This is a genomic window from Kribbella sp. NPDC005582 (assembly GCF_040605415.1).
Classification (GTDB): Bacteria; Actinomycetota; Actinomycetes; order Propionibacteriales; family Kribbellaceae; genus Kribbella.
Genome location: NZ_JBEXCU010000007.1, coordinates 217,298 through 236,066 on the forward strand (window position 1 = coordinate 217,298; position 18,769 = coordinate 236,066).

Annotated in this window: 15 protein-coding genes; 6 read left to right on the top strand and 9 right to left on the bottom strand. The window is 68.2% G+C overall.

What is annotated here, in order from left to right; translation table 11 throughout:
- Positions 1 to 2 precede the first annotated feature (2 nt).
- Positions 3 to 854 (top strand): nucleotidyltransferase domain-containing protein, encoded by an 852-nt coding sequence (locus tag ABZS29_RS32830; RefSeq protein ID WP_355467911.1) that lies wholly within the window; start codon positions 3 to 5, stop codon positions 852 to 854.
- A 63-nt stretch (positions 855 to 917) separates the two neighbouring features.
- On the opposite strand, the gene gatB is transcribed toward ABZS29_RS32830, so the two are convergent.
- Genes gatB through gatC form a run of 3 tightly spaced genes read right to left on the bottom strand, consistent with a single transcriptional unit; the run spans position 918 to position 4,217 of the window.
- Complete coding sequence (gatB, locus tag ABZS29_RS32835; protein WP_355467912.1) at positions 918 to 2,417, bottom strand: Asp-tRNA(Asn)/Glu-tRNA(Gln) amidotransferase subunit GatB; 1,500 nt, start codon at positions 2,415 to 2,417, stop codon at positions 918 to 920.
- Positions 2,414 to 3,919, bottom strand: a complete 1,506-nt coding sequence (gene gatA, locus ABZS29_RS32840) for an Asp-tRNA(Asn)/Glu-tRNA(Gln) amidotransferase subunit GatA (RefSeq protein WP_355467914.1) — start codon at positions 3,917 to 3,919, stop codon at positions 2,414 to 2,416. Before gatA ends, gatB begins: the two co-directional genes overlap by 4 nt.
- 1 nt (position 3,920) lies before the next feature.
- Entirely contained in the window at positions 3,921 to 4,217 is a 297-nt protein-coding gene (gene gatC / locus ABZS29_RS32845; RefSeq protein ID WP_344155145.1) for an Asp-tRNA(Asn)/Glu-tRNA(Gln) amidotransferase subunit GatC, read from the bottom strand.
- A 212-nt stretch (positions 4,218 to 4,429) separates the two neighbouring features.
- Here gatC and ABZS29_RS32850 point away from each other — a divergent pair, with 212 nt between their 5' ends.
- On the top strand, positions 4,430 to 5,074 hold the full coding sequence (locus tag ABZS29_RS32850; RefSeq protein WP_355467916.1) for an amino acid-binding protein: 645 nt from the start codon (positions 4,430 to 4,432) through the stop codon (positions 5,072 to 5,074).
- Between the two features lie 17 nt (positions 5,075 to 5,091).
- On the opposite strand, the gene ABZS29_RS32855 is transcribed toward ABZS29_RS32850, so the two are convergent.
- The 6 genes from ABZS29_RS32855 to ABZS29_RS32880 form a co-directional block, all read right to left on the bottom strand.
- Complete coding sequence (locus ABZS29_RS32855; RefSeq protein WP_355467918.1) at positions 5,092 to 5,316, bottom strand: hypothetical protein; 225 nt, start codon at positions 5,314 to 5,316, stop codon at positions 5,092 to 5,094.
- A 19-nt stretch (positions 5,317 to 5,335) separates the two neighbouring features.
- The gene (locus ABZS29_RS32860; RefSeq protein ID WP_355467920.1) at positions 5,336 to 6,775 is read right to left on the bottom strand and encodes a hypothetical protein; all 1,440 of its coding nucleotides are present in this window, start codon (positions 6,773 to 6,775) and stop codon (positions 5,336 to 5,338) included.
- 90 nt (positions 6,776 to 6,865) lie between these two features.
- Positions 6,866 to 8,971 (bottom strand): NAD-dependent DNA ligase LigA, encoded by a 2,106-nt coding sequence (gene ligA / locus ABZS29_RS32865; RefSeq protein WP_355467922.1) that lies wholly within the window; start codon positions 8,969 to 8,971, stop codon positions 6,866 to 6,868.
- A 66-nt stretch (positions 8,972 to 9,037) separates the two neighbouring features.
- A complete protein-coding gene (locus tag ABZS29_RS32870) occupies positions 9,038 to 10,015 on the bottom strand; it encodes a methionine synthase vitamin-B12 independent (protein ID WP_355467924.1) in 978 nt (325 codons plus the stop codon).
- Complete coding sequence (gene mnmA, locus ABZS29_RS32875; RefSeq protein ID WP_355467926.1) at positions 10,012 to 11,103, bottom strand: tRNA 2-thiouridine(34) synthase MnmA; 1,092 nt, start codon at positions 11,101 to 11,103, stop codon at positions 10,012 to 10,014. The genes ABZS29_RS32870 and mnmA overlap by 4 nt, the downstream gene beginning before the upstream one ends.
- A complete protein-coding gene (locus ABZS29_RS32880; protein ID WP_355467927.1) occupies positions 11,103 to 12,305 on the bottom strand; it encodes a cysteine desulfurase family protein in 1,203 nt (400 codons plus the stop codon). Before ABZS29_RS32880 ends, mnmA begins: the two co-directional genes overlap by 1 nt.
- 193 nt (positions 12,306 to 12,498) lie before the next feature.
- Here ABZS29_RS32880 and ABZS29_RS32885 point away from each other — a divergent pair, with 193 nt between their 5' ends.
- The 4 genes from ABZS29_RS32885 to menC are packed head-to-tail and all read left to right on the top strand — an operon-like array spanning position 12,499 to position 18,726.
- The gene (locus ABZS29_RS32885) at positions 12,499 to 15,768 is read left to right on the top strand and encodes a serine hydrolase (RefSeq protein ID WP_355467929.1); all 3,270 of its coding nucleotides are present in this window, start codon (positions 12,499 to 12,501) and stop codon (positions 15,766 to 15,768) included.
- On the top strand, positions 15,768 to 16,853 hold the full coding sequence (locus ABZS29_RS32890) for a M20 family metallopeptidase (protein ID WP_355467931.1): 1,086 nt from the start codon (positions 15,768 to 15,770) through the stop codon (positions 16,851 to 16,853). The genes ABZS29_RS32885 and ABZS29_RS32890 overlap by 1 nt, the downstream gene beginning before the upstream one ends.
- Positions 16,850 to 17,632, top strand: coding sequence for a GNAT family N-acetyltransferase (locus tag ABZS29_RS32895; protein WP_355467933.1), 783 nt, complete (start codon positions 16,850 to 16,852; stop codon positions 17,630 to 17,632). Before ABZS29_RS32890 ends, ABZS29_RS32895 begins: the two co-directional genes overlap by 4 nt.
- Positions 17,629 to 18,726: an o-succinylbenzoate synthase gene (gene menC / locus ABZS29_RS32900; RefSeq protein WP_355467935.1), complete on the top strand. Its 1,098-nt coding sequence runs from the start codon at positions 17,629 to 17,631 to the stop codon at positions 18,724 to 18,726. The genes ABZS29_RS32895 and menC overlap by 4 nt, the downstream gene beginning before the upstream one ends.
- The last annotated feature ends 43 nt before the right edge of the window (positions 18,727 to 18,769 follow it).

Here is an 18,769-nt window from a genome sequence, read left to right on the forward strand (position 1 = left end):
GCATGAATCACGCCGACTACCGGCGTACGGCGGTAGCACTCGTGCTGGCCGCGTACGCCGGAATGCCCGGCGTGGATGCGGTCATGCTCGGCGGATCCACCGCTCGTGGTGACGCGGATCGATGGTCGGACGTCGAGGTCGGCGTGTTCTGGGCGCGGCCGCCGACGATGGCTGAGCGGCTGGCGCCGGCGCCGAGTGTTCGGGCAGGTACGCCGGAGGGTGGGCGCTCGCCGTGGTTCGACTACCTGTCGGTCGACGGGTTGGCGATCGACGTCGAACACGCCCTGTCGAGCGCGGTCGAGGAGACGCTCGATCTTGTCCTCGATGCGTGTGTTCCGGACGCGGACGGCCTCGGGCTGCTCAAGGGACTCGTCGATGGCCGAGAGGTTGGCGGGCGACGACCGGAGCTTGTCGAGCGATGGCAGCGGCGGGCGGCGACGTACCCGCGCGGGCTCGCGATCGCGATCGTCGAGCGGGACGGGGCGATCGACAAGTTCTGGCGCTGTCAGATGCTGGCCGAGCGTGACAACCCGATGCTGCTCGCCCGCGAGTTCCTTCGGATCACTCATCAGATGCTCGCCGTGCTGCACGCGGTGAACCGGCGCTACAGCGGGCACGTCCTCGCGTTCAAGCGACTGGATGCGATGGAGGCTGAGCTTGTCCACGCGCCGCGTGAGCTGGCGCGGCGGTTGCGCGAAGTCTTCACCGCTCCCCCGCCGGTGGCCGGTGAAGTGCTCCGTGAGCTGGTCGAAGAAACCTACGACGTGATCGAGACCCAGCTGCCCGAAGTAGACGTCGCTCCCCTACGAGCCCGCTTCCGCACAACTCGTACGCCGATCGGACCCGCCGACTGAGTAAGCCGGGCCGCGAGGGCGACGGCGGGTGGTGAGGCGAAACCCCACCACCCATCGCGCTAACTACGAAATACCCAGCTTCGCGTTCAGCAGCTCGCGGACCTTCGCGGCGTCTGCCTGGCCGCGCATGTCCTTCATGACCGCACCGATCAGCGCACCGGCCGCGGCGGGCTTGCCGGAGTTGACCTTTTCGACCACGCCGGGGTTCGCGGCGATCGCTCGATCAATCGCCTCGATGAGCGGGCCGTCGTCGGAGACCAGGGCCAGGCCGCGCTTCTCGATGACCTCAGCCGGGCTGCCTTCGCCGGCCAGCAAGCCCTCGAAGACCTGGCGGGCCAGTTTGTCGTTGAGGGTGCCTTCGTCGACGAGCTTCTGAACCTCGGCGACCTGCGCCGGGCCGACCGGCAACGCATCCAAATCCGTGCCGGACTCGTTGGCGAAGCGGGCGAGCTCGCCGAGCCACCACTTCTTGGCGGCGGAGGCGGCGACGCCGAGGTCGATCGTCGCGACGATCGGCTCCAGGGCGCCGCTGTTGATGACGTCGCGCATCTCCAGGTCGGTGAAACCCCACTCGGCTTGCAGCCGCGCGCGACGCAGGGACGGGGCCTCGGGCAGGGTGGCCCGCAGTTCCTCGACCCATTCGCGCGAGGGCGCGACCGGGACCAGGTCCGGCTCCGGGAAGTAGCGGTAGTCGTCGGCGTCGGACTTCTCCCGGCCGGAGGTGGTGATGCCGGTGTCCTCGTGCCAGTGGCGGGTCTCCTGCAGGATCTTCCCGCCGGCGTTCAGTACGGCGGCCTGCCGGGTGATCTCGTAGGTGATGGCGCGCTCGACCGAGCGGAACGAGTTGACGTTCTTGGTCTCGGTGCGCGTCCCCAGAGCCGTCGTACCGGTCGGCTTCAGCGACACGTTCGCGTCACAGCGCAGCGAGCCCTGGTCCATCCGGACGTCCGAGACGTCCAGCGCCAGCAGCAGATCGCGCAGCTGGCTGACAAAAGCACGCGCCACTGCGGCGGCCTTGGCCGGCGGGACCTCGATCGTCTTGGTGACGATCTCGATCAGCGGGATGCCGGCCCGGTTGTAGTCGACCAGCGAGTGCGACGCGCCCTGGATGCGGCCGGTCGCGCCACCGACGTGGGTGGACTTGCCGGTGTCCTCCTCCATGTGGGCGCGCTCGATCTCGATCCGGTACGTCTCGCCGTCGACCACAACTTCGGTCCAGCCGTTGAAGGCGATCGGCTCGTCGTACTGCGAGGTCTGGAAGTTCTTCGGCATGTCCGGGTAGAAGTAGTTCTTCCGGGCGAACCGGCACCACTCGGCGATCTCGCAGTTCAGCGCGAGGCCGATCTTGATCGCGGACTCGACGCCGCGCCGGTTCACGACCGGGAGCGCGCCGGGCAGGCCGAGGCAGACCGGGCAGGTCTGCGTGTTCGGCGGGGCGCCGAACTCGGTCGGGCAGCCGCAGAACATCTTCGACTTGGTGTTCAGCTCGACGTGGACCTCGAGACCCATGACCGGGTCGTACTGCGCGAGGGCATCTTCGATTGCTACGACATCCGCGGTCATCGGGTCACCTCCAGCTCCGGGGCCTTCGACATCAGTACGCCGCCCCACTGCTCGGCCAGCGCGGACTCGAGCGCGGCGCCGACCGTGTACAGCAGGTCGTCGCGCAGCACCGGGGCCATCACGTGGAAGCCGACCGGCAGGCCGTCCTCGTCGGCCAGGCCGCACGGGAATGACGCGGCCGCGTTACCGGCCAGGTTCGACGGGATCGTGCAGAGGTCGTTCTTGTACATGGCGATCGGGTCGTCGATCCGGTCGCCGATCGCGAACGCGGTCGTCGGCGTGGCCGGCGAGACCAGCACGTCGACCTGCTCGTAGGCCTTCGTGAAGTCTTGCGCGATCAACGTGCGGACCTTCTGCGCCTGGCCGTAGTACGCGTCGTAGTAACCGCTCGACAGCGCGTGCGTACCGAGGATGATGCGGCGCTTGACCTCGTCGCCGAACCCGGCCTCGCGAGTCAGGCTCGTCACCTTCTCGGCGCTGTTCGTGCCGTCGTCACCGACGCGCAGCCCGTACCGCATCGCGTCGAACTTGGCCAGGTTGGACGAGGCCTCGCTCGGCAGGATCAGGTAGTACGCCGGGAGTGCGTACTGGAAGTGCGGGCAGGAAACCTCGACGACCTCGGCGCCCAGCTTGGTGAGCAGCTCAACCGCTTCGTGGAAGCGAGCCTCGACACCCGGCTGGTAGCCCTCGCCACCGAGCTCCTTGACGACACCGATCCGCAGACCGGAGACGTCACCGTTGCGGGCAGCCGCCACGACAGGGGGGACGTCCTGGTTGATCGAGGTGGAGTCCATCGGGTCCCACCCGGCGATGGCCTCGTGCAGCAGCGCCGCATCCAGCGTCGTCCGGGCACACGGCCCCGGGGTGTCGAGCGAGGAGGCCAGTGCGATCAACCCGTACCGCGAAGTCCCGCCGTACGTCGGCTTGACGCCGACCGTACCGGTGAACGCACCGGGCTGCCGGATCGAGCCGCCGGTGTCGGTGCCGATCGCGAGCGGTGCCTCCCACGCCGAGATGGCCGCGGACGAACCGCCGCCGGAACCACCGGGGATCCGGGTCAGGTCCCACGGGTTGTGGGTCGTCCCGTACGCCGAGTTCTCCGTGGAGGAGCCCATCGCGAACTCGTCCATGTTGGTCTTGCCGAGGATCACGATGCCGGCCGCCTTCAGCCGCTTCACCACGGTCGAGTCGTACGGCGGCTTCCAGCCCTCGAGAATCTTCGAGCCGGCGGTCGTCGGCACACCCTCCTGGGTGAGCACGTCCTTGAGCGCCAGCGGAACACCGGCCAGCGGACCGAGCTCTTCACCGGCCACACGCTTGGCATCGACGGCGGCGGCCTGAGCCAGCGCCCCCTCGGTGTCGACGTGCAGGAACGCCTTCACGCTACCGTCGACGGCGGCGATCCGGTCCAGATGCGCCTGCGTCACCTCGACCGAGCTCGCCTGCTTCGAAGCCATCAGCTCCGACAGCTCAGCCGCGGTCTTCCTGGTCAGATCTGACATGTCAGTCCTCCTCCAGGATCCGCGGCACCCGGAACCGCTGCGCCTCGGCTGCCGGAGCGCCGGACAGCGCCTGCTCCGGGGTGAGGCACGGGACGTTCTCGTCGGCGCGCATCACGTTCGTCAGCGGCAGGGCGTGCGAGGTCGGCGGAATGTCGTCCGCCGCGACCTGGCTGACCTGCCCGACCAGGGTGATGATCTGGTCGAGCTGTGGCGCGAGGTGGTCGAGCTCGGCGTCGCTGAGCTCGATCCGCGCCAGTCGCGCCAGGTGCGCAACCTCTTCGCGGGTAATCGATGGCATGAACCGATCCAATGTGTCTGCAGTTGCTGGAGGAAACACACAACGCCTGTGTGTGTTACCCGGGCCATCCTAGAGGGCCGCTGTGACAGGTTTATTTCCTCGTCCCCTGATCACCCCTCGAGAGGGCCCGGGCGTGTTGCGGGTTCCGCTCTGTAACATGGGCCGCGACAGGGCGTTACGCGCAAGGTGATCGGCTGGGAGATGATCGTTCGGTGTTCCTGCTGAGATTGATCATCCCGGACCGGCCCGGTTCGCTGGGTACCGTCGCCACCGCCCTCGGTGAGGTCAGTGCCGACATCCACGCGATCGAGATCGTCGAACACCGCCGGGAGAACGGCACCGCGGTCGACGACATCGTGGTCGACCTGCCGCCCGGTGTGCTGCCGGACCGCCTCGTCTCGGCCTGTAACAGCGTCGAGGACGTCGAGGTGATCTGGTTCTCGCGGTACGGCGCCGGCGGCGGCCTGCACATGGACCTCGAAGCCGTCGAGCAGATGACGTCGGCTCCCGCGGACGCGATCGACCTGCTGATCGAGCAGACCCCGGCGGTGCTGCACGCCGACTGGGCCGTCCTGCTGGACGGGACGGGCTCGGAGGTGAAGGTGGCGCTGGAGACCAGCGCCACTCCGGAGTTCGGTGACGTCGCCGCGGCCTGGTTGCCGCTGGAGAAGGCCACCACACTGGAAGCCCCGGACCACAAGGGCCTGGCCGAGTCCGTGCTGGTCGCGGCTCCGCTGGAGTCCGACCGCCGGATCATCCTGGTCGGCCGGCGCGGCGGGCCGGAGTTCCTCGGCTCGGAGGTCGCTCGACTGAGCTACCTCGCCTCACTCGCTGTCACCATCCGCGCCACCGCCTGACGCTGACGACCTACTTCCTAGCCCAGCTGGAAGTAGGTGATCGTCCACAGGCCGGCCAGGAGCAGCAGCACCAGGACTCCGACCAGCGACACGATCAGGATCGTCTGGCTGTTGCTGCCGCTGCGCTCCGGGAGCTCGAACTGGGTGGGGCCCCAGGCCCCACCCCCCTCGATCCGCTGCACCGCCTCAGGCGGTGGTGCGACCACCGCCTGCTCGTCCCGCTTCTCCCGGGGCAGCTTCATCAGATTCCCGCCGATCGGCTCAGAAGTACTCGTACCTGATCGTAAACCGGCGGGACAAGTAGTCCTCGCGATCGTTGTTCGACACCTCGACCCGCCAGCCGGCCACGTAGGCCACGGCCGCCTTGCCGTCGTTGTGCTTCTCGATGAACTCCTTGAGCGCGGCGCTGTCCTCGCCCTTCAGGATGCCGAACGCGTCGCCGACCAGGCCCGGCCAGGCCGCCTTCACGTCGGCCTCGCGGCCGGACAGGCTGAGCTCGACCTGCCGCAGGCCACCGCTGGAGCTGCCGAAGCCGTAGATCCGCTGGGTGCCGAAGTCGCCGATCTTCTTGCCGCAGATGATCTTGCAGTCGTAGCCCTTGGCCGCCAGCGCGGACTTCAGCTGCGCCTCGGTGGTCTGCCAGGACTTCTCCGGCAGCTTCATCTCGTCCTCGCCGGACTTGCGCCCGCTCAGCGAGAGCGAACCGTTGTTGCTGAGCCGGAACTCGCCCCAGGTGGTACCGACCCGGTCCGACTTCTGACCGGTCTTGACCGCGTCCTGGATCTTCTTGACCTCACTGCCACCGAAGGTGTCGTTGCCGAGCGCCTGCAGCGCCGCGTCGAAGTTGACCGCCGCGTTGTTGACGTTCTCGTCGTCCTCCGACTTCAGCTGGACGGCGATGATCGAGCCGTCCTTGGTGAACTGGAAGACGGCGTCCGCCTCGGTCGCACCCTCGTACTTGAAGCAGCCGCGGTGCCCGCCGGAGTCGTTGTTGAACAGGTCGCTGCACTGGTAGCCGATGCCCTGGAGCTTCTGGGTCGCGGCTTCGGCCTGACCCGACGAGTTCCCGGGTCCGGCGCCGGTCGTCGTACCCGAGGTGGGCTGCGTGGGATCCGGGTCGGCAGTCTTGTTGTCGTCGCCGCTGAGACCGCGCACGATCAGGAAGATGACCAGACCGAGCACCAGGATGGCGGCCACGCCACCACCGATCACCAGCGGCAGCTTGTTCTTGCCGAGACCGCCGCCACCACCGGGTCCAGCTGGACCCTGCTGCCACGGCTGCTGGCCGGGCTGACCACCCTGCTGCTGATGCCAGCCGCCCTGCTGGGTGCCTTGCTGGCCCCACGCCTGCTGCTGGTACGGCGGCGGCTCCTGGCCACCTGCCGGGGTGCGCTGACCCCAGCCCTGAGCAGGCTGACCCTGCTGGGCAGGCTGACCCTGCTGCGGAGGCTGGCCCTGTTGCGGGGGCTGGCCCTGCGGCTGACCGGGCTGCGGCCGGCCAGGCTGCTGACCCCAGCCGCCACCACCCTGCTGCGGAGGTTGCCCCGGCTGCGGCTGCGGGGGCTGCTGTCCCCAGCCGCCACCACCCTGCGCCGGTGGCTGCTGTCCCCAGCCGCCTTGCCCTCCTTGGCCCCCGTGCTCTCCGCCCGGCTGGCCCCCCGGCTGCCCGGAACCCCACGGTCCCTGTGGCGGCGTCGTCATATTCGCTCCCTTTGACCCATGCGTGGACGTGCAAAACTAACAGTCGGACGGATCAGGTACTCCGTCGGATCCCCTTCGTGGACAGGTTCTTCAGGACGCGTCCGGTTCGGGGGTGCTCGCGACCGCCGCGGCCGCCTCCGACCCCTCGTCCAGCAGCACCCGGAATCCGGTCGCGTCCAGGATCGGTACGCCGAGCTGAACCGCCTTGTCGTACTTGGATCCCGGCGAATCACCCACCACGACGAACGACGTCTTCTTCGACACCGAACCGGCCACCTTGCCGCCGCGGGAGACGATCGCCTCGGTCGCCTCGTCCCGGCTGAATCCCTCGACCGTCCCGGTCACCACGACGGACAGCCCGGTCAGGGTCTGCTCGACGGTCGGCCCGGTCCGCTCCTGGCGCATCACGACGCCGGCAGCCTTCCACTTGTCGACGATCGCCTGGTGCCAATCCACCGCGAACCACTCGATCACCGCGTGCGCGATGGTCGGTCCGACACCCTCGATCTCGGCCAGCTCTTCTTCGCTCGCAGCCCGTACGGCGTCGATGTCGTCGTACACCGCGGCCAACGCCTGAGCGGCCGTGGGACCGACATGCCGGATCGACAACGCGACGAGTCCGCGAGCCAGCGGCTGGGTCTTGGCCTGCTCCAGATTCGCCAGCAGCTTCTGGGCATTCGCCGACAACGCACCGGCCTTGGTGGTGAAGAACGAGCTGCGAACCAACTCGTCCGCGGTCAGCGTGAAGAGGTCGCCCTCGTCGACGATGAGGTCGTCACCGATCAGCGCATCGGCGGCCTTGAAGCCGAGCACCTCGATGTCGAAGGCGGCCCGGCCGGCCAGGTGGAACAACCGCTCCCGCAACTGCGCCGGGCACGACCGTGAGTTGGGGCAACGAATATCGATGTCGCCCTCCTTCATCGGCCGCAGCTCGGTGCCGCAGGACGGGCAGGTGGTCGGCATCACCCACGGCTCGGCGTCATCGGGCCTCAGCTCGAGAACCGGCCCGAGGATCTCCGGGATCACGTCACCGGCCTTGCGCAGCACGACGGTGTCGCCGGGGACGACGCCCTTGCGCTCGACCTCCTTGGCGTTGTGCAGGGTCGCGAACTCCACCGTCGATCCGGCGACGCGCACCGGCTCCATCACGCCGTACGGAGTGACGCGGCCGGTGCGGCCGACATTCACCTCGATGCGCAGGAGCTTGGTGGTGACCTCCTCCGGCGGGTACTTGAACGCGATCGCCCAGCGCGGTGCGCTCGACGTGGAACCGAGAGCGCGCTGCAGATCGATCTCGTCGACCTTCACCACGACACCATCGATCTCATGGTCGACCGAGTGCCGGTTCTCGCCGTAGTACGCGATGAACTCGTTGACCTCGTCCAGCGTCTCGACGCGGCGGGCGCGATCACTCACCGGCAGGCCCCAGGCCTTGAGCTGCTCGTACGCCTCCGAAAGCCGGCCGAGGCGATAGCCCTCGACCTTGCCGATGCCGTGCACAACGAATCGCAGGGGCCGGCTCGCGGAGACCCGGGAGTCCTTCTGCCGCAGCGATCCGGCCGCGCCGTTGCGCGGGTTGGAGAAGACGTCCTTGCCCGCCTCGACCAGCTGGGCGTTCAGCTCGGTGAAGTCCTCGACCCGGAAGTAGACCTCGCCGCGCACCTCGAGGAACGCCGGAACGTTGTCACCCTGCAAGCGCTCCGGGATGCTCTTGATCGTCCGCACGTTCGGCGTGACGTCCTCACCGGTCCGTCCGTCGCCGCGCGTCCCGCCGCTGACGAGGCGACCGTTCTCGTAGACGAGGTCGAGCGCGAGTCCGTCGACCTTGAGCTCACACAGGAAACCCGAGTCGTGGATCTGCTGGGCGGTCACCTCGCGCTCGAGGCGTTTGGCCCAGGCCTCCATCTGCTCGGCGGAGAACGCGTTGGCCAGGCTCTCCATCCGCATCGGGTGCTGGATCGGCGCGAACAGCGTGGAGATCGGCGCGCCGACCTTCTGCGTCGGCGAGTCCGGCGTCCGGAGCTCGGAGTACTGCTCCTCGAGCGCTTGCAGCTCGTGCATCAGCGCGTCGAAGTCGGCATCGGAGATGACCGAGCTCCCCAGGTAGTACTTCGCCCGGTGCTCCTCGATCTCGTTGCTCAGGGCAGCATGCCGCTCACGCACCTCAGGCGGCGCCGCCGGAATCTCCTCGCTCATAACCAGAATCTACCGCCGCCCACCGACAAAACGCCGAAGGATCTGATCGGTGCGACGGACGGCGGGTCAGGCGTCGGCGGCTTCGCCTACTACGTCGACGATTTTGCGGAGGAGGTCGAGGCGGGCTCGGGCGTCGCGGGGTGAGGGGGCCGCGGCGAGACCGCAGGCGGGGGTGATGACGACCTTCTTCATCAGCTCCGGGTCGAGGCCGAGCTCGCGCCAGCGGCGGATCAGCGGGGCCGCGGCCTGCTCCTGGTTCGGCAGGGCGCCGGTGGTGGGGACGAGACCGGCGTAGATGGTCGAGCCGGCCTCGGCGGCGATCGCGAGTTGGTCCCAGCCGGGTTCGTTGAGCAGCGAGATGTCGACCGCGATCCCAGCAGCACCGGACTTGGTGAACACCTCGATCGGCGGCCGTTCTGCACAGCAGTGCACCACGGTGGGCACAAAACCGGTGAAGAGGCTCAGCAGCTCCACAGCACCCGGGCCGTCGATGGACCGGTGCTTTCCCCAACCAGATGCGGTCGGTACAGCTCCAGCCAGTACGGCGGGCAGCGCCGGCTCGTCCACCTGCAGTACGACGCTCGCCCCGGGCACGCGCTTGCGCACTTCGGCCAGATGCTGCTCAACGCCGTACGCCATGGCCTGTGCGAGATCGCGTCGAGCGCCATGGTCCGCCAGAACCTTGTCACCGCGCGGCCGCTCCACTGTCGCGGCCAGCGTCCACGGTCCGGTGACCTGCACCTTCAACGGACCGACATAGCCGTCCGCGAACTCCTCCAGCACATCCAGGTCTTCGCGCAGCAGTGCGCGCGCTCGGCGCTGATCCAGGCTGGCTGTCGCGTCACCGCCCCCGGTCAACCGCCAGCCGGCCGGCTGCAGGTCCGCGGCCAGCTCGGTGACCAGAGCGATCGCGCGGCTCAGCATGTCGCCGTACGGACGGGCTGGCAGCTCAGGGAGGAACGGGATGTCGACAGCTTCGAGCAGGACCTTGGTCCACTCCCGCATGTCGTCGCCGGGCAGCGAGCCCAGACCAGTTGTCGTCATGCGTGCTGCGGAGTGACACGGTTGACCGTGTCGATGGTGGCGGAGCCGATGACGCGAGTGCCGTCGTACAGGACGACGGCCTGTCCGGGGGCTACTGCGGAGGCCGGCTCGGTGAAGTCGACCAGGACCTGGTCACCGTCGAGCCGTGCGGTCACAGCGATCTCCTCGCCGTGGGCGCGCAGCTGCGCGGTCACCTGCAGCTCGGACTCGGGCGCCGGTCCGCACCAGCGCGGCTTCGACGCGGTCAGTCCGGTCACTGCGAGCTCCTCGCGCGAGCCAACCGTCACGGTGCGGTCCACCGGGCTGATGTCCAGGACGAACCGCGGCTTGCCGTCGGCGGCCGGCGTACCGATCCGCAGGCCCTTGCGCTGACCGACGGTGAAGCCGTGCGTGCCACTGTGGTCGCCGAGCTTGTTGCCCTGCGCGTCGACGATGTCACCGGGCGCCTCGCCCAGGTGCTTGCTGAGGAAGCCCGCGGTGTTGCCGTCGGCAATGAAGCAGATGTCGTGACTGTCCGGCTTGTCCGCCACCGACAGTCCACGGCGCGCGGCCTCCTCGCGGATCTCGGTCTTGACCGTGTCACCGAGCGGGAAGAACGCATGCGCCAACTGCTGCTGTGTGAGCACGCCCAGCACGTAGGACTGGTCCTTGGCCGGGTCGACCGCCCGGTGCAGCTCGCGACCTTCAGGTGTGTCGACGATCCGCGCGTAGTGACCCGTCACCACCGCGTCGAAGTCCAGCGCGAGCGCTCGCTCCAGCACCGCGCTGAACTTCACCTTCTCGTTGCAGCGCAGGCAGGGGTTCGGAGTGCGGCCCGCGGCGTACTCGTTGACGAAGTCCTCGACCACGTCGGCGTGGAACCGCTCGGCCAGATCCCAGACGTAGAAGGGGATGCCGATCACGTCCGCGGCCCGGCGTGCGTCGCGCGAATCCTCGATCGTGCAGCAGCCGCGAGCACCGGTCCGGTACGACTGCGGGTTGCGGCTCAAAGCCAGGTGCACTCCGACGACGTCGTGCCCGGCCTCGACCATCCGCGCCGCCGCGACGGCGGAGTCCACCCCGCCGGACATGGCTGCGAGTACCCGCATCAGTTGTTCCTTCCCACGTTCTGCAGACCGGCGGACTGTGCCCGCTCCACCACCGATCCGATGTTCTCCAGTACGGCGTCGATGTCGGCCTGACTCGACGTGTGTCCCAGGGTGAAGCGCAGCGACCCGCGGGCGCGCTGGTCGTCGTACCCCATGGCGAGCAGCACGTGGCTGGGCTCCGCGACTCCGGCGTTGCAGGCGGAACCGGTGGAGACCTCGATCCCCCGTGCATCGAGCAGCAACAGGAGCGAGTCGCCCTCGCAGCCGCTGAACGACAAGTGTGCGTTACCCGGCAGGCGTCCGACCGGGTCTCCGGACAGCTGAGCGCCGTCGACAGTCGCCAGGATGCCGTTGATGAGCTGGTCCCGCAGTGCGGTCAGCCGCTCGGACTCCACCGGCTGGTCCTTGATCGAGTGCTCCACCGCCACTGCGAATCCCGCTATGGCCGGCGCATCGAGCGTGCCGGAGCGCACATCGCGCTCCTGACCGCCACCGTGCTGCACCGGCGTCAGCTTGGTCTCCTTGCGCACCACCAGCGCGCCCACGCCGTACGGGCCGCCCAGCTTGTGCGCGGAGACCGTCAGAGCGTCGACACCCAGCGCGGCGAAGTCCACCGGGACCTGTCCGATCGCCTGGACGGCGTCGGTGTGCACCGGGATACCCCACTCGCCGGCCAGCGCCGCGATCTCTTGGATGGGTTGCAGCGTGCCGACCTCGTTGTTGGCCATCATCACCGTGACGAACGACACCGTCTCCGGAGCGGACTCGATCGCTCGCCGTACGTCGTCCGGCCGCACCCGGCCGAGGTCGTCCACCGGCAGCCACTCGATCTCAGCGCCCTCGTGCTCGGCCAGCCAGACCGCAGGGTCGAGGACGGCGTGGTGCTCGATGCCACTCAGCAGGATTCGACGGCGGCGCGGGTCCTCGGCCAAGCGAGCCCACCAGAGCCCCTTGAGGGCCAGGTTGTCCGCTTCGGTGCCACCGGAGGTGAAGACCACCTCGCTCGGCTGCGCCCCCAGTGCGGCGGCGATCGTCTCCCGGGACTCCTCGACCGTACGGCGGGCAGCTCGCCCGGCGCCGTGCAGGGAGGATGCGTTGCCGGTGCGCCCCAGGTGCGCCGCCATCGCCTCGATCGCTGCCGGCAGCATCGGTGTCGTCGCAGCGTGATCGAGGTAGACCGCACGAGGGCGCAAAGAGGTCATAACACCTTCAAGGGTAAGTCCTGCCGGGATGTTCCCGATCCGCCGCCAGATTCCGGGCGGTCGGCGCTCCCCGCGGGCCGCTTCGTCGGAGCGGATGAACAACTGCCGATCACTCGTCGAATCCGACAAGTCCATCCGCTACCGCAGCCGCCTAGCATCGCCTCAGGCCGCTGCCGCATCTGAGGAGGACTTCGTGACCCGACGTCTGCGCATCGACGACCTGGCCGAGCTCGCCGTCCCGGAGGAGCCTGCGCTCTCCCCCGACGGCAGCCAGATCGTGTACGTCCTGCGGACCACCGATCTGAAGGCCGACCGCGACCTGCGGAACCTCTGGCGGGTTCCCGCGGCCGGCGGCGAGCCGAGGCAGCTCACGAGAGCCGACGGCGACAGGACCCCGGTCTGGTCACCGGACGGCACCCAGCTCGCGTTCCTGCGAGCCAAGGACGGACCGGCGCAACTGTGGGTGCTGCCCAGCGACGGCGGTGAGCCTGAGCAGCTCACGACGCTCCCCCTGGGAGCGGGCGCGCCCCGGTGGAGTCCAGACGGGACGCGGATCGCGTTCAGCGCACCGGTCGACATCGCTCCCAGCAGCGACAACGCACCGATCGTCACTGAGCGGTTGGACTACCAGGCAGATGGCGTCGGCTGGCTCGGGACAGTCCGCAAGCACGTCCACGTCCTGGAGGTCGCGTCGAAGGAGATCCGGCAAGCCACTGAGGGTGACTGGCATGCCGGTGACCCAGCCTGGTCGCCGGACGGCACCAAGCTGGCGTTCGGCGCAGCCACTGCGCCAGACGCTGACCTGACCGCGAAAGCACCGGCGTACGTGCTGGACGCGACCGACCCGAAGGCCAAGCCCGAACTGGTCGGCCTGGCCGACGGACAGGTCACCGCATCCGGCTGGATGACGGATGGTGCGTCGCTGCTGCTGGTCGGCAACCTGGACGGGCAGGTGGGACACAACCGCCTGCTGCGTCTGGAGATCGCGTCCGGAAGCGTCACCGACCTCACCGAGTCCTTCGACCGCAACGTCATGGTCGGTGGACCGGCCTACCCCGGCGGCCAGCCTGTCGTCACCGGCGACACCGTCTTCTTCTGCGCGCGCGACCGCGGCTGCACCCACCTGTACGCCGTACCGGTGGCTGGCGGCTCGCCTGAGCGAGTACTGGGCGAGGCCGGGCACAACATCTCCGGTCTGAGCGTCGCCGGTGGCGTCGCGACCACCACACTGACCACCGAGACGTCGTACGGCGAGGTCGTCACCATAGAACTCGCAAACGGTGCGAGCACCCCGCGGACGTCGTACGGCGAGAGGCTTGCCGACGTGGAGCACTTCCGCCGGGTCGAGCGTGAGTTCACGATCTCGGACGGGACTGTGGTCGCGGCCTGGCTGATCCGCGACCCGGAGGCGACCGGAGCGCAGCCACTGCTGCTGGACATCCACGGCGGGCCGCACGGAGCCTGGAGCGCCGCGGCGGACGAACTGCACGGCTACCACCAGGAGCTGGTCGCCCGCGGCTGGAGTGTGCTGCTGGTGAACCCCCGCGGCAGCGACGGGTACGGCGAGGACTTCTTCACCGGCGTGGTGAACGGCTGGGGCACCTCCGACGGCAAGGACTTCCTGGAGCCGATCGACGAATTGGTTGCCGAAGGCATCGCCGATCCGAACCGGCTGGCCGTCGCCGGCTACAGCTACGGCGGCTTCATGACGTGCTACCTGACCAGCCGCGACAACCGGTTCGCCGCAGCGGTCACCGGCGGTGTGATCAGCGACCTGACCAGCATGACCGGGACGTCAGACCTCGGGCACTACCTGACTGCCTTCGAACTGGCCGGCGGCGACCTGGCCGCGATGTCTCCGATGACGCAGATCGACCAGGTGCAGACGCCGACACTGGTCATCCATGGTGATGCCGACCGACGCTGTCCGCTCGGACAGGCGCAGCAGTGGCACACCGCACTGCGAGAGCGCGGCGTACCGACCCAGCTGGTGCTCTACCCGGAGGCGGACCACCTGTTCATCGTGCAAGGCAAGCCTTCGCACCGCCTCGACTTCAACCGCCGAGTGCTCGACTGGGTAGAGCAGTACGCCAACAAGCGTCGTCCGCGGATCGATGCGGCGCACTGGCAGCGCAGACTGACCAAGCTGGCCGCCAAGTATGGAGTCCCCGGTGCCACGCTCGGAATCCTGCGCGGTGACGAGCTCGTGCAGGCAGCCACCGGCGTACTGAACAAGAAGACCGGAGTCGAGGTCACCACCGACTCGCTGTTCCAGATCGGCTCGATCACCAAGGTCTGGACGACCACTCTGGTGATGCAGCTTGTTGAAGAGGGCCTGCTCGACCTGGATGCGCCACTGATCGCGGTACTGCCCGAACTAAAGCTGAGCGATCCGGATGCGGCCAAACAGGTCACCATGCGGCACCTGCTCACGCACACGAGCGGCATCGACGGTGACGTGTTCGAGGACACCGGCCGTGGTGACGACTGTCTGGAGAAGTACGCCGAACTGCTGGCCAGTGTCAGCCAGAACCACCCCCTCGGCGCAACCTGGTCCTACTGCAACTCAGGCTTCTCGCTGGCCGGGCGGGTGATCGAAAAGCTCACCGGCAAGACCTGGGACCAGGTACTGCGCGAGCGGATCATCACTCCGCTCGAGCTGGAGCACACGGTCACATTGCCCGAAGAAGCCCTCCTGCACCGCGCCGCAGCGGGCCATGTCAACGGAGACCAGCTGGCACCCGTCTGGGGTCTGCAGCGTTCGGCCGGACCAGCAGGACTCATCTCCTCGACAGTCGCCGACGTACTGGCCTTCGCCAAACTGCATCTGGACAACGGACTGGCTCCGAACGGCAAGCGCCTCCTCTCAGAGGCGGCGGTGGCCGAGATGGCCGCCAAGCACGCGGACGTGCCGGACAAGGCGGTCGTCGACTCGTGGGGACTCGGCTGGATGCGATTCACGTGGGACGGACAGCAGGTGATCGGCCATGACGGCGGCACGATCGGCCAAGCGGCCATGCTGCGCATCCTGCCCGCCGAGGGTCTGGCGGTCGCACTGCTCACCAACGGCGGCAGCGCCGGTGACCTGTACAACGAGCTGTACCGGGAGATCTTCGCCGAGCTCGCCGACCTCACCTTACCGGCTCTCGTGACACCACCGGTCGAACCGCCCACTGTGGATCTGGAACGGCATGCCGGACGCTACGAGCGCGCAGGGACGACGCACGAGGTGCTCATCCGCGACAACACCGCCGTGCTGCGAACCACTGTGACCGGACCGCTCGCGGCGCTGGTGCCTGAGACGACGCAGGAACGCACGCTGGTCCCTGTCGATGACAGCGGCAACCTGTTCGCGATCCGGCCGGACGGCGCGTTGGCTTGGAGTCCCGTGACGTTCCATTCACTGCCGACAGGTGAGAAGTATCTGCACCTCGGCTCCCGCGCCACACCGAAGGTGGACTGATGGATCTGCTCACGGATATTGAGACCCTGGTGACGTGCGAGTCGCCGTCGGCCGACAAGGCCGCCGTCGCGGCCAGTGCGGATGTCGTTGCCCAGCTGGGAACTGAGCGCCTCGGCAAAGCTCCGGAGTACGTCGTCATCGACGGTTGGACGCACCTGCGCTGGAAGTTTGGCGACGGCCCGACGAAGGTGCTCGTCCTCGGTCACCACGACACGGTCTGGCCGCTCGGCTCCCTGGCGACGCACCCGTTCCAGATCGAGAACGGTGTCATGCGCGGACCAGGTTGTTTCGACATGAAGACCGGTGTGGTGATGGCGTTCCACGCGATCGCCGCACTGCCTGACCCAAGTGGTGTGACGCTGCTGGTGACCGGTGACGAGGATCTGGGCTCACCGTCGTCGCGCGCGTTGATCGAAGCCGAGGCAGCCGGCTGCCTGGCCGCTTTGGTGCTGGAGGCATCGGCGGACGGCGCACTGAAGCTGGAGCGCAAGGGCGTCTCCAACTACGAGCTCCTGATCACCGGACGCGCCTCCCACGCCGGACTGGAGCCAGAGCTCGGAGTGAACGCCAGCATCGAGGCTGCGCACCAGATCCTCGCGATCAATGAGCTGGGCAACCCAGCAGCCGGTACGACGGTCACACCGACCAAGCTGGTCTCCGGTACGACGCGCAACACCGTCCCAGCCGCAGCCAGCTTCCTGATCGATGTCCGCGCCCGAACCGTCGCAGAGCAACTGCGAGTGGACGAAGCGATGCGTGCACTTCAACCTGTGCTGCCAGAAGCAAAGCTGGAACTGATCGGTGGTCCCAACCGACCGCCGTTCGAGCGCAAGATGGCCGAAGCTCTCTACGAACACGCGTCCCGGCTGGCCGCAGAGCTCGGTCAGCCGCCCCTGCGGCAGGTCTCCGTCGGCGGTGCCTCCGACGGCAACTTCACCGCCGGCATCGGTACGCCGACCCTCGACGGACTCGGCGCGGTCGGCGGCGGAGCGCACGCGGACGACGAGCACGTCATCGTCGACGAGATCGCCCCACGCACAACCCTGCTCACCACACTGATCGCCGACCTGCTGGGCCAGCGATGACCGGCACAGTCACCGACGTGCAGGTGCGTGAACTGACCGCACTGACCGATCTGGAAGCGGTGTACCAGCTGTTCGACGCCATCTGGCGGCCCGACCCGCACAACCCGCCAGTGACCACCGAACTGCTGCGTGCACTCTCCAAAGCCGGCAACTACGTGAGTGGTGCGTACGACGGCACCGAACTGGTCGGTGCCTGTGTCGGATTCTTCGGTGCACCGTCAGAGCGGACTCTGCACAGTCACGTGGCCGGTGTGTCTCACCAAGCTCGCAGCCGGAACGTCGGCTTCGCCCTGAAGCTGCACCAGCGGGACTGGGCGCTGCAGCGCGGTCTGTCCGCGATCGAGTGGACCTTCGATCCGCTGATCCGGCGCAACGCCTACTTCAACCTCGTGAAGCTCGGTGCGCGGCCGGTGCAGTACCTGACCAACTTCTACGGCCAGATGCGCGACGAGATCAACGGCAACGACCAGAGCGATCGCCTGCTGGTGCGCTGGCAGATCGACGAGCCGGTCGGAGGTATCGAGCCGTCAGCAGCGAGCATCGCGCTGGATCGCGGGAGTGACGGTCGGCCGGTCCGCACCGAACCGGCGACGACGGGTGCGGTGGCGATCGCCGTACCGGCTGATGTGGAGGCCTTGCGGACAACGGACTTCGCTGCAGCGCAGGAGTGGAGGCTGGCCGTGCGTGAGGCGCTCGGCGGTTTGCTGGCAGCAGGTGCTCGCGTGACGGGCTTCGATCGGGCCGGATGGTACGTAGTCGAACGAGAGGGAGTCGCATGAAGCTGACCGGAGTCGAACTGCGACGGGTGTCGCTACCGCTGGTCTCACCGTTCCGTACGTCGTTCGGGACGGAGACCACGCGCGACGCACTGCTCGTCCGGGCCGTCGGCACCGAAGCCGAAGGGTGGGGCGAGTGCGTCGCAATGACCGCACCCCTGTACTCCGAGGAGTACGTCGACGCAGCGATCGACGTACTGCGCCGGTACTTCGTCCCTGCCGTGGCCGGCGTGGATCGAGCTACCCAGGTGGCTCCGGCGCTGGCCAAGTTCCACGGGCACCGGATGGCGAAGGCTGCGCTGGAGACCGCCGTACTGGATGCGGAGTTGCGGACCGAGGGCCGGTCGCTGGGACGTGAGCTAGGTGCCGTCCATGACCGCGTGCCGTGCGGGGTGTCGGTCGGGATCATGGACTCGATTGATCAACTGTTGACGGCAGTTGATCAATACCTCGACGAGGGATACCTCCGCATCAAGCTGAAGATCGAGCCGGGCTGGGACATCAAGCCGGTGGCTGCAGTGCGCGAGCGGTACGGCGACATCCTGCTGCAGGTGGACGCCAACACGGCGTACTCCGTCTCGGACGCCCGGCACCTGGCACAGCTCGACGCCTTCGACCTGCTGCTGATCGAGCAGCCGCTCGACGAGGAGGACATCCTCGGGCACGCCGAGCTGGCCAAGCAGGTCAAGACGCCGATCTGCCTCGACGAGTCGATCACCTCGGCCCGCGCAGCGGCTGCGGCCATCAGCCTGGGCGCGTGCTCGATCGTCAACGTCAAGCCCGGCCGGGTCGGCGGCTACCTGGAGTCGCGCCGCATCCACGACGTCTGCGTGGCCAACGGCATCCCGGTCTGGTGTGGCGGCATGCTCGAGACCGGCCTCGGTCGCGCCGCCAACGTCGCGCTGGCCGCCCTGCCCGGTTTCACGCTGCCCGGCGACACCTCCGGCTCGTCGCGGTACTACCGCACTGACATCACCGCGCCGTTCACGCTGGCGGACGGTCACCTCGCCGTACCGACCGGGCCGGGAATCGGCGTCGACCCGCTGCCCGACGAACTCGCCGCGGTCACCACCTCGACCGAATGGCTGCCACTGTAGGAATCAACGAAACCCAGAGCCGATGCTGTCCGGATGCACAATG